We start from the raw sequence: 8,735 nt of genomic DNA, 5'->3' as shown, positions 1-8,735 counted from the left end.
CATACCAAAAACAACGCTCCACCGCCACCTCCACAAACTAGCCAGGTACGGCTACGTGCGGCTTGTACAACAAGGCGGGAGGCAGAGAGTAGAGCTACTCAGAAAATGTTGAAACCAGCAAAATATTTATAGATACGACTTAATGAGAATATGGCTAAGTTTGTGGTGCTGTCGAGGCTGACGGACGAGGGAGCCAAGACCGTCTTTGAGAGGCCTGAGCGGATAAAGGAGGTGAACAAGGAGCTTGAGTCCTACGGCGTCAAGGTCTTGGAGCAGTACGTCGTGTTTGGTGACTACGACTTTCTAAACATAGTCGAGGTAGAGGATGTAAATAAATTCCTCAAAGCCATGCTGGACCTAAATAGACGCGGCACTATTAGAACCACCAGCTACCTCATAATCCCCGTAGACGAGGCCTTCGAGACGCTAAAGAAAAAATAATAATATTTTTCCCTCGTTCTACACATCCTTCACACACGCCGTTAGGTATAATATCCAAGTGGAGCTATTCCGCAGGTCGTTGGGCTCGGCGCCTACCGGTAAGTAGCTGACTGCACGGCGGCTGGGGCCGTTGCGGGGGTTGGCTACTCCGGGTGTTGACCCTTTCCACTATTCCTCTGTATACAGATGGGTATACGTAAGAGTAAACTTTTTAAGACTTTACGAGGGGGGTGGTGTGAGTGATGTCATATCTGTGAGAGTTAGAAAGGAGCTGAAGAAGGCGCTGGAGGATCTGGGTATTGACTACGCAGAGGAGGTCCGGCGTTATCTAGAGGAGCTGGTGGCTAGGGAGAGGAGGAGAAGGGCTTTGGAGAGGGCCCGCCAGCTACGGAAAACTCTGGAGAGGGAGGCCGGCGTCTTGCCCACCGCGGCTGAGCTGATTAGGGAGGATCGGGATGCGGATAGTCGCTGACGCCTCTGCGATTGCGGCTCTGTACCTGCCGGAGAAGCTGAGCGAAGAGGTGGAGAAGGCACTAGCCGGGGCCCACTCAGTCTCCTCGCTTGACTTAGCGGCGTACGAGGTCCTCAACGTTGTGTGGAAACACGCCAGGCGGGGCCTCATAAGCCGAGAGGCGGCCCTCGAAATCGCGGGAGAGGTGCTTCAGCTATTTAAAACCTTGGAGGTGTACAGCTATAGGGAGGTCCTCCCTGACGCCCTAGAAATAGCCCTGGAAAAGGGAGTCACGGTATACGACTCGGCGTACGTAGCCCTAGCTAAAAAACTAGGCGCAACCCTCCTAACGCTCGACAGACAGATTGCACAAGCCTTCCCCCAGATTGTTTACAAGCTGTAGAACTGGACACGCCGCCAGCGCCAAGCCCAAACTAAGGCAGAGGTTGCTGTGTCAATCCTCAGCTACTCATCAGGTACGAACAGGTACACCCGTCGCCGGGCTGGCGACGGCATGGATGCTAAAGACGCTGAAGTAGCTAATAAACCCCCGCAGGTATGTGGAGACGATATGCCTCCCTCACGCCTCCTCCACCGCTACCCAGCCTGCAACTCCGCTACCGCCGCCGCAAGTCGTCTCGGGGCCGCCTCCCGTAGATGACGGATCCTCGCATCTGCTGAGACCCTACGGCGTAGCCATAAGAGCACTCCTTCGGAAAACCCCGCGTACGGCGAATGAGGCTGAAGACTTCCTTAGAGAGGTGTTGCCGAGCCACGATCCTGGACAGGTTATGGACATAATCGCCCGAGTCGGCATCGTAGCCGCCGCGCCAAGCGGGGTACTCACCTACACAGAACTAGCCGCGGAGGTTGCCAGGTGCCTGGAGTACGTCGGCGACGAGTTGCTAGCCGCCATCCCCATAGCGCACTGCGCCGCCAAGAAACAAGATCCACCCCCACAAGCCACGCTGTGCCGCGCCCTATCACAAGGCGAAGTTCCACCACGCTACACAGAGCTCGTGGAGAAGGCTCTTGAAACCTACCTAAAAAACGCCCCGCCCCGGTGCATACCATACGCCGCCGACATACCCAAAATAACCTCTCTGCTAAGAGGCAAGCCTCAATCCTAGGTCATCAACTACCTGACCACCAGCAAGCCGCAGACAAGTGGCGGCCGATGCGGCGACAAGATCTTATTTTCATCCCATGGCTTGGAGTCAAACCTCTTTGCTACTCCTAGATCTTGAACAGTGTGCTCTACGACCAGTGTATGCAGAGCCGCGGCTCCTACAGATAAATCCCGGAAGACTTCAGTCCACCCGCCCCAGGCCCTAGGCTCCTTCGAAATCTCAAATATGCCTACTGCCTAATGCCAACTCTGTAATACCGACGTTGATGGCCGTATCTAACACTACGGGCGGCGCCCATATCACATGGAAACAGAAAAAATCTTTAGTAAACGTCCAGAATACACGGCGCTATACGCCGCGGGGTTGCTATTCGGCTAGCAACCTCTTCACCACCGCGTAGTAGAAGGCGGCGGTGAAGAGTGCGGTGAAGAACAGCGTGGAGGCGAGCGCCGTGTAGAGAACGGCGGGGGGCATTTGGATAAGCGGAGTTATCAGCTGGTCGACGGGGATGCCCGAGTCCCCGGTGACGAACATGTAGGGGTACCGCGCCCCGTCGTTGACGTACTCCATAAGCACCAAGACAGCCTCTGCCAACAAGCCGGCCCCCACCGCCGCCCACCGGACGACTCTACCCCGCCTAGCCTGGAGGAAGCCATACGCAGCCACAGCGCCGAGAGCTCCAGAAAGCGCAACCGCCGTGTAGAACACTGGGTAGAACATGGCTGTGGGCGGGCTGTAGCCTAGGAGAGGCCCACCCACATTCGCCGCTATGTAGGGGACGTACTTGCCCAGCACAGTGTAGTAGTACACCCCAGCCGCCGCCTGCGGCGCCAGGAGGCCAAGCCCCACCCCCAGCGTCAGCCTCACCCCGTATAGATCGGGGTTTCGCCGAGACGCGAGAACAGCGGCAAGCACAAAAGCCCCCACGTCCACCGCCCCCACCACCGTGTGGAGCACAAGCGGGAGGTACACCGGGTTGTTGAAGAGCTCCGGCTGGCCGCCACCGCCCTCTAGAAACTGGGGGTAGTTCAGCTCTGCGAATAGGTATCTAAAGCCGAGGGGCACCAGCAGTACAGACGCGACGAGGGGGACCCCCAGGGCGCTGTGGGCCCTCGGGTTTATCCTGCCCCAGAGATGCCAATAAGCCGCGATTAGGGGGATGCTTAAGACGATCCCCACCAGCGCAACGGCGACTGGGTAGAAGTCCACCTTCATAAATATCGCCGTCATGGAGGGAAACGCCGACGCCATGTACACCGTCAAAATCGTTGCCCAGACGCCGCCGAAGAGATCCGTCGCCACCATCACTCTAAACATATCCCGGGCCAGCTCCCCAAGCGCCTCGTCTCCCCGTCTATAGGCCAGGTACCGCACGTACGCAGAGAGCACAGCCGCGCCTATAATCACGTTGACAAACACCAAATGCATCTCCAGGAAGAAGCCGAGCAAAAGGAAGGCGAGGAGCCCGCTATCCATGGCCGCCCCTCAGCCGGTCAATCAAGCCGTGGCGAGTCGCCGTGTAGTACATCGCCGCGGCCCCCAGCGCCGCGACGGCTAGGAGAACCGCGGACACAAACGCCGCGAAGCCCGGAGACACCTCAACACTCGTGACCACCTCGTTTGTCGTAAAAAGCCCGTAGACCGTCCACGGCTGGCGCCCCACCTCCCTCGCCGCCCACCCCGCAGACGCCGCCACGGCGGACAGCACCGCCATGGCCACCGCCAAGAAAGGCAGTACGTTATCCCCACCCACCACGCGCCCCAGAACTCTGTAGTTCACGTAGTCGGCCGCGGCGGAGAGCACGGGCACCCGCGTCAAGAAGCCGAAAACCACCAGGAGGGCCGCCGTAGCCAGCAGAACCCCCGCCCCCACCATGGCGTAGTACATGGCGCTCACCGCCGGGGCAAGAGGCACAAGCGCCTCCACCGCCGCCCGGCAGTTATCCGCAAGCGACACGTTGGCAAAAGGTCCCAGATAAGGCAGAGCCCCGGGGTCGAGCCTCCTGTAGAGATCTCCAAACGTGGCGTTGCCCAGCGCCCCGCACCGCTCCATGTAGTACCTAAACCCGGGTATCGGCCGGCCCGGGTCTCCGTACGCCACCAACGCCTCCACTGGGTTGTGCACCTCGTAGCCGTAGATCTCCGGCCCCGAGGTCAGAGCCACATACGCGGTGAACTTCAGCGGCTGGAAATGCACCACGTCCTCCCCCATGAAGTGGCCAGTCACGGGCTGGGCCAGCACAACCACCGCCAGAACCCAAAGCACCGGCCGGAGGAGCTTGAGATACGCGGCGTCCCTAGTCCTCACGTAGCGCACCGCCAGCGCCGCCGCCACCGCGCCTAGCCCCACGGCGTACGCCGCGAGTAGGGTGTGGACTGTTGTGCTCACGGCGTCGGGGTTAGTAAGCGCAAGCCAGGGGTCTGAAAACAGCGGCCCGACCTGCCTCGTGAAGCCCGGCGAGGCCAGCGCCGCGGACCCCGCCCCGGCCAGGGTCTTGTTCAGCACCAGCGCCGCCACGGTCAGCACAGTGGTGACGTTAGCCGCCTCCGGCCCGTAGGACGGGAGAAAGGGGTACAGCGCCGAGGGCAGGCCCCCCACGCCCCACGGCACGTTCATCCAGGCGTTAGTCGCCAGAATAAAGTACCCAGACAGCGAGCCGAGCAACCATGCCCCCAGCAGGATTGAAAGGGTGTACCTAGCCCTCCACCTCCCCACGCCCAGCACGAACAGCCCCACGAGCACCGCCTCGCCTATGAAGGCGATTGTCGCCTCGAAGAACAGCGGCACAAACGCCGGACCTGAAAATAGCAAGATGCTCGTCGGCCATATGTCCAGCAGGCCGAACTCCACCACGGTGCCGGTAACCACGCCCAGCGCGAAGTTCACCACCCACACCCCCGTCAACGTCTTCGCGTACCGAAGGTACAGACCATCCCCCGACCTATACCACCCCACAAGCCACGCCAAGATAGCCAACGGGAAGCCGAGGGTAAGCGACACAAACACGGCGTGTAGATAAATCCCCAGAGACGAGATAAACAAGGCGTTGCCCACACTCGCCGAGTGGCTGTACACAGCGGCAAGCAGTGATCCCGAACCAGATGTGGAATTAACCACGAACAAGTCTCGATATCCCCGTAAATATTAACTCATTATATAGGCAATATGTGAAACTATATATCAACTCAGAGCCACTATTAACATTTAACCCTGGCACCCAGGCAGGCGGCAGAGGCGCCGCCGCGCGGCAGATGTGGCGAGATTCGGTAGCGCCTCTGTGGGGTTTGGGTTTATGATTTTTATAGTCGATTTGGGTGGCGGGTGTGGTTTGAGTTGTTGTGGCGTGGGGCTTTGGTGTTTGTGTCGGTGGTGGTTGGGCTCTACGCGGCGGGGAGGTTGCTGTGGCGTGTGGAGAGGCTGGCGGGGCCTATTTCAAGGAGGACTGGGGTGCCCGCGTCGCTCGTGGCTCTGGCGGTGGTGGAGGCTAGGGCGCCGCATGTGGCTCTGGCGGAGGCCTACAGGAGGGGGGTTCTGGAGTTTCGGCATCTGCTTCAGTTCACCTTCGCGACGTGGCCGCTGAGGGTCGTGCTTCTCCACCTGCGGATAGGCGTCATCCCGGTGGCCCTCGGGGCGCTTGGGTGGCTCGGCGCGGCGTATCTGGGGCTAGTCTACCTCTCGTCGGCCGTTGGGTTTCTAATCGCGTGGAGGACGAAGGTGCGCTGGCCCGACATGTCTGCCGAGTTGAGGAGGCTGTCGGGGGTGAGGGTGTGGAGGCAGGCGGCTTCTGTCACACTGCGCTACCTGGCCTTCGAGGCGGTGTTTATGGCGCTCGACCTGCTGGGGCTTCGGATATCTTTTGGGTGGCTCCCGCTTTCGCCGGAGGCCCTCGCTGTGGCCTCCATTGCGGCGTTTAGGCCGACCTACGGGATCATGGCGGGGGCCCCCGCCTTCCACTCGGGGAGGATCGGGGCCGTGGAGCTACTCTTCGCGCTTATGCTGGGGCGCGTGGTCTATATGTCGGTGTACGAGTTTCCGAGGTCGGCGGTGCAGTTCTACGCCTCTATCTATCCGCCGGGCGTCGCCGGGAGGCTCACAGCGTACACGGCGGCGGTGATGTACAGCACCGCGGTTCCAGTGCTGGCCGCGCTTTTCCTGCTGATGAGGGGGGCATAAGGATTTATTTCCCCTCGTGTATAGCACCGTGGGCGGGCTCGGCGGCGGTCTGTGGGGGAGCGTGGCGGCTGCGGTGGTTATACTGGCTGTGCTGGGCATGGTGGGGCTCTACGGTGTTTTCTACAGGCCGGCGCTTGTCTTGATGACGGCGCTTGTGGCCATAGCGGTTTTTGTCTACCTCAGCTTCAGCTCGGCGCTGGGGGATAGGCGCTTCTCCCTGCTGGGGCCCCCCGTCATCGGGCTCTCGGCGGCTGGGGTGGCGCTCCTATGGCTCGGCCGTCCCGAGGGGGCGGGGGTCGTGGCCGCGGCGTACTTCGGAGAGCCGGTGCTGGGGTACTTCGTCTACAGGCGGCTGGCGTCTATCCACAGGCTCTGGGCGTTGGTGTTCCTCACGTCGGCGGCGGCCTACGCCTACAGCCTCCCCGCCGTCCTCCTGGGGCTGTGGGCTGTTCCCGCGGCGGCGGACTTGGTGAAGCTCGCGGCGCTTCTCTACTTCGTTAGGCGGGTTTGATATGGAGATCCGTCCGGTGGGCGAGGAGTCGCTGGGGGTGCGCTCCATGTGTCTCTACGTGGAGACGAGAGACGTCCGGATTCTACTCGACGCCGGGGTATCCCTCGCGCCTCGGCGCTTCGGCCTCCCGCCGCACCCCCGGGAGCTGGAGCGGGCCAGGGCCGTGAGGGCCGAAATATTGAGGCTGGCGGAGGGGGCCGACGTGGTGACCATAAGCCACTACCATAGAGACCACTTCACGCCGTGGTACCCCAGCACCTACATGGCCACAGACGGGGAGACTTACAGAAGGGTGTACGGGGGGAGGAAGGTCCTCGCCAAGAGCCCCCACGACCTTAACTGGTCGCAGAGGAGGCGGCACTACGGCCTCGCCAAGGCTCTGCAGGAGGCGGGGGCGGAGGTGGCATACGCCGACGGGGGCGAGTGGCGTTTCGGGGGGACGGTGGTGAAGGCATCGCAGTCTCTGTGGCACGGCCCCGCCGGCTCGAAGACGGGGAGGGTCGTGGCGTTCGCCGTCTTAGACGGGGAGGAGAGGCTCGCCTTCGTGCCGGACGTAGAGGGGCCTGTGGAGCCCGAGCCCGTGGATTTCCTCAGAGAAGTGAGGCCCACGATCGTGGTGCTCGGCGGGCCGCCGACTTATCTCAACTGGGAGCTGGACAAGCCTCTGGCCTATCTACGGGAGGTGATCGACCTAAGGCCCAGGGTACTCGTGCTGGCGCACCACCTGCTGAGAGACACGGACTGGAGGGAGAAGGTTTCGCCGGTGTTGGAATACGCAGAGCGGAGGGGCGTCACGGTTACAACCTACGCGGGGTTGCTGGGCAGAGACGAGGAGCTACTAGAGGCGCGGAGGAGGGAGCTCTATCAAGCAGAGCCGGCAGAGGCCGCGGCACGCGACGAGGACGAGGAGGATTAGGCCGGGGCGCCCCGGCGCGGGCGGGGGTGGGTTTTTCCCTTCTGCAGGTGGCTAGTGGAGCCAGCGGATATTTACGACTCTTTTCCTAGTCTTGAGAAGTGTGACGTTGTCGAAGTCCGAGTCGAAGGTTAGGATGTGCTGGGCGGCGAGTTTGTCCATGGTTGCGAGGGTGATGCAGTCTGTGAAGCTCAGATCTCTGTTGTACTTCTTTAGATATATGAGGGCTTGGGTCAATATTTCCCTGTCTGCGTGAACCATGTCGAGTTCTCCTTCATCTATCTTTTTTAGAATGGCCTCGGCTACGGAGGCGGCGTGTCTCCTATCTACCCTGTATGAGAAATATGTCACTAATTCGTCTAGGATATGGTCAGTTATGTATGGGTGGTAGTTTTCGAGCGCCTTCGACAGCTTGACGGCTTCTGCGTGGTGTCTATCTTTTTTGTTTAGGTAGGCTACGAAGTAGGAGGTGTCAATGACGACTTTTTCTGTATAAGACGTCATCAATCTTCTCGGAGGCGTCTTCCTCCAGCTCCACTGCCAGGTGGTCGAGGTCCGCCAGATTTAGGGGCTTTCTGCTCCTCGCCTTGTAGTTTTCTATGAGGTGCTCAATAACTTCGTTTAGGCTGACCTCCTCTCCCCTGGCCGCCTTAAGCTCCCCCGCGATCTGCATCAACCTCCTCTTTGTCTCTGCCCTAATTTTAATAGTGGTGTAGCCCATGGCACCTTGCTACACCTGGTATAAAAGCCGTCGACGAGGACGAGGCCGATAACAACATGACGATGAACTTCACAAAGCCGAATAGGTAGATCTCCAAGACGTGGATAACCCAGTTGAATACGTCCACGTTGCCAGCAATGTAGGCGAGGCAGGCCGGGGCGGTTAGAATAGAGGCTTGCCCCCGCCTTCTTATATGAAGGATCGGTAGAGCCTGCCGTAGCGACCTGGCCTTCCGACTATTGGCAACTGCCGGCCGCACCTCGGGCACCTGCCCTCCTTCAGCTCTATTTTGACGGCTCGGTCACCCGCCCGTTTTATCACCGGGTAGCCGCAGTTGGGGCAGTACGTGTGCTGGCCGGGGTGGCCCGGTATGTTGCCAACGTATACAAAATCC

12 protein-coding genes and 2 pseudogenes are annotated in these 8,735 nt (G+C 60.4%); 8 read left to right on the top strand and 6 right to left on the bottom strand.

Going from position 1 to position 8,735, the window contains the following annotated elements; genetic code table 11:
• The 5 genes and pseudogenes from ACP5J3_RS08240 to ACP5J3_RS08220 form a co-directional block, all read left to right on the top strand.
• Positions 1-112: pseudogene (locus ACP5J3_RS08240) on the top strand (IclR family transcriptional regulator); the annotation flags it as partial.
• 38 nt (positions 113-150) lie between these two features.
• Positions 151-441, top strand: coding sequence for a GYD domain-containing protein (locus ACP5J3_RS08235; RefSeq protein ID WP_263243257.1), 291 nt, complete (start codon positions 151-153; stop codon positions 439-441).
• A gap of 235 nt (positions 442-676) precedes the next feature.
• The gene (locus ACP5J3_RS08230) at positions 677-913 is read left to right on the top strand and encodes an antitoxin (RefSeq protein ID WP_263243259.1); all 237 of its coding nucleotides are present in this window, start codon (positions 677-679) and stop codon (positions 911-913) included.
• Positions 897-1,295 (top strand): type II toxin-antitoxin system VapC family toxin, encoded by a 399-nt coding sequence (locus ACP5J3_RS08225; RefSeq protein WP_428495245.1) that lies wholly within the window; start codon positions 897-899, stop codon positions 1,293-1,295. Before ACP5J3_RS08230 ends, ACP5J3_RS08225 begins: the two co-directional genes overlap by 17 nt.
• A 157-nt stretch (positions 1,296-1,452) precedes the next feature.
• Positions 1,453-2,022: a hypothetical protein gene (locus ACP5J3_RS08220; RefSeq protein WP_428495244.1), complete on the top strand. Its 570-nt coding sequence runs from the start codon at positions 1,453-1,455 to the stop codon at positions 2,020-2,022.
• A gap of 366 nt (positions 2,023-2,388) precedes the next feature.
• On the opposite strand, the gene ACP5J3_RS08215 is transcribed toward ACP5J3_RS08220, so the two are convergent.
• Together ACP5J3_RS08215 and ACP5J3_RS08210 are read right to left on the bottom strand one after the other, a co-directional pair.
• The gene (locus ACP5J3_RS08215; RefSeq protein ID WP_428495243.1) at positions 2,389-3,498 is read right to left on the bottom strand and encodes a cytochrome ubiquinol oxidase subunit I; all 1,110 of its coding nucleotides are present in this window, start codon (positions 3,496-3,498) and stop codon (positions 2,389-2,391) included.
• On the bottom strand, positions 3,491-5,140 hold the full coding sequence (locus tag ACP5J3_RS08210; RefSeq protein WP_428495246.1) for a cytochrome ubiquinol oxidase subunit I: 1,650 nt from the start codon (positions 5,138-5,140) through the stop codon (positions 3,491-3,493). The genes ACP5J3_RS08215 and ACP5J3_RS08210 overlap by 8 nt, the downstream gene beginning before the upstream one ends.
• Before the next feature lie 204 nt (positions 5,141-5,344).
• Here ACP5J3_RS08210 and ACP5J3_RS08205 point away from each other — a divergent pair, with 204 nt between their 5' ends.
• The 3 genes from ACP5J3_RS08205 to ACP5J3_RS08195 are packed head-to-tail and all read left to right on the top strand — an operon-like array spanning position 5,345 to position 7,623.
• A complete protein-coding gene (locus ACP5J3_RS08205) occupies positions 5,345-6,196 on the top strand; it encodes a hypothetical protein (RefSeq protein ID WP_428495242.1) in 852 nt (283 codons plus the stop codon).
• Positions 6,197-6,224: 28 nt separating this feature from the next.
• A complete protein-coding gene (locus ACP5J3_RS08200; protein ID WP_428495241.1) occupies positions 6,225-6,707 on the top strand; it encodes a hypothetical protein in 483 nt (160 codons plus the stop codon).
• A 1-nt stretch (position 6,708) separates the two neighbouring features.
• A complete protein-coding gene (locus tag ACP5J3_RS08195) occupies positions 6,709-7,623 on the top strand; it encodes an MBL fold metallo-hydrolase (protein WP_428495240.1) in 915 nt (304 codons plus the stop codon).
• A gap of 51 nt (positions 7,624-7,674) precedes the next feature.
• Here ACP5J3_RS08195 and ACP5J3_RS08190 read toward each other — a convergent pair whose 3' ends face one another.
• The 4 genes and pseudogenes from ACP5J3_RS08190 to ACP5J3_RS08175 form a co-directional block, all read right to left on the bottom strand.
• Positions 7,675-8,124 carry a type II toxin-antitoxin system VapC family toxin gene (locus ACP5J3_RS08190; protein WP_428495239.1) on the bottom strand — a complete coding sequence of 150 codons (450 nt, stop codon included), beginning with the start codon at positions 8,122-8,124 and terminating at the stop codon, positions 7,675-7,677.
• Complete coding sequence (locus ACP5J3_RS08185; protein ID WP_428495238.1) at positions 8,093-8,341, bottom strand: hypothetical protein; 249 nt, start codon at positions 8,339-8,341, stop codon at positions 8,093-8,095. Before ACP5J3_RS08185 ends, ACP5J3_RS08190 begins: the two co-directional genes overlap by 32 nt.
• A complete protein-coding gene (locus tag ACP5J3_RS08180; protein WP_428495237.1) occupies positions 8,322-8,468 on the bottom strand; it encodes a hypothetical protein in 147 nt (48 codons plus the stop codon). The genes ACP5J3_RS08185 and ACP5J3_RS08180 overlap by 20 nt, the downstream gene beginning before the upstream one ends.
• Before the next feature lie 62 nt (positions 8,469-8,530).
• A pseudogene (locus ACP5J3_RS08175) lies at positions 8,531-8,735 on the bottom strand (pyruvate formate lyase-activating protein); the annotation flags it as partial.

The organism is Pyrobaculum sp., assembly GCF_049971835.1.
Classification (GTDB): Archaea; Thermoproteota; Thermoprotei; order Thermoproteales; family Thermoproteaceae; genus Pyrobaculum.
The sequence above is the reverse complement of the archived record's forward strand: the minus strand, read 5'-3'. Positions and strand labels throughout refer to the sequence as shown.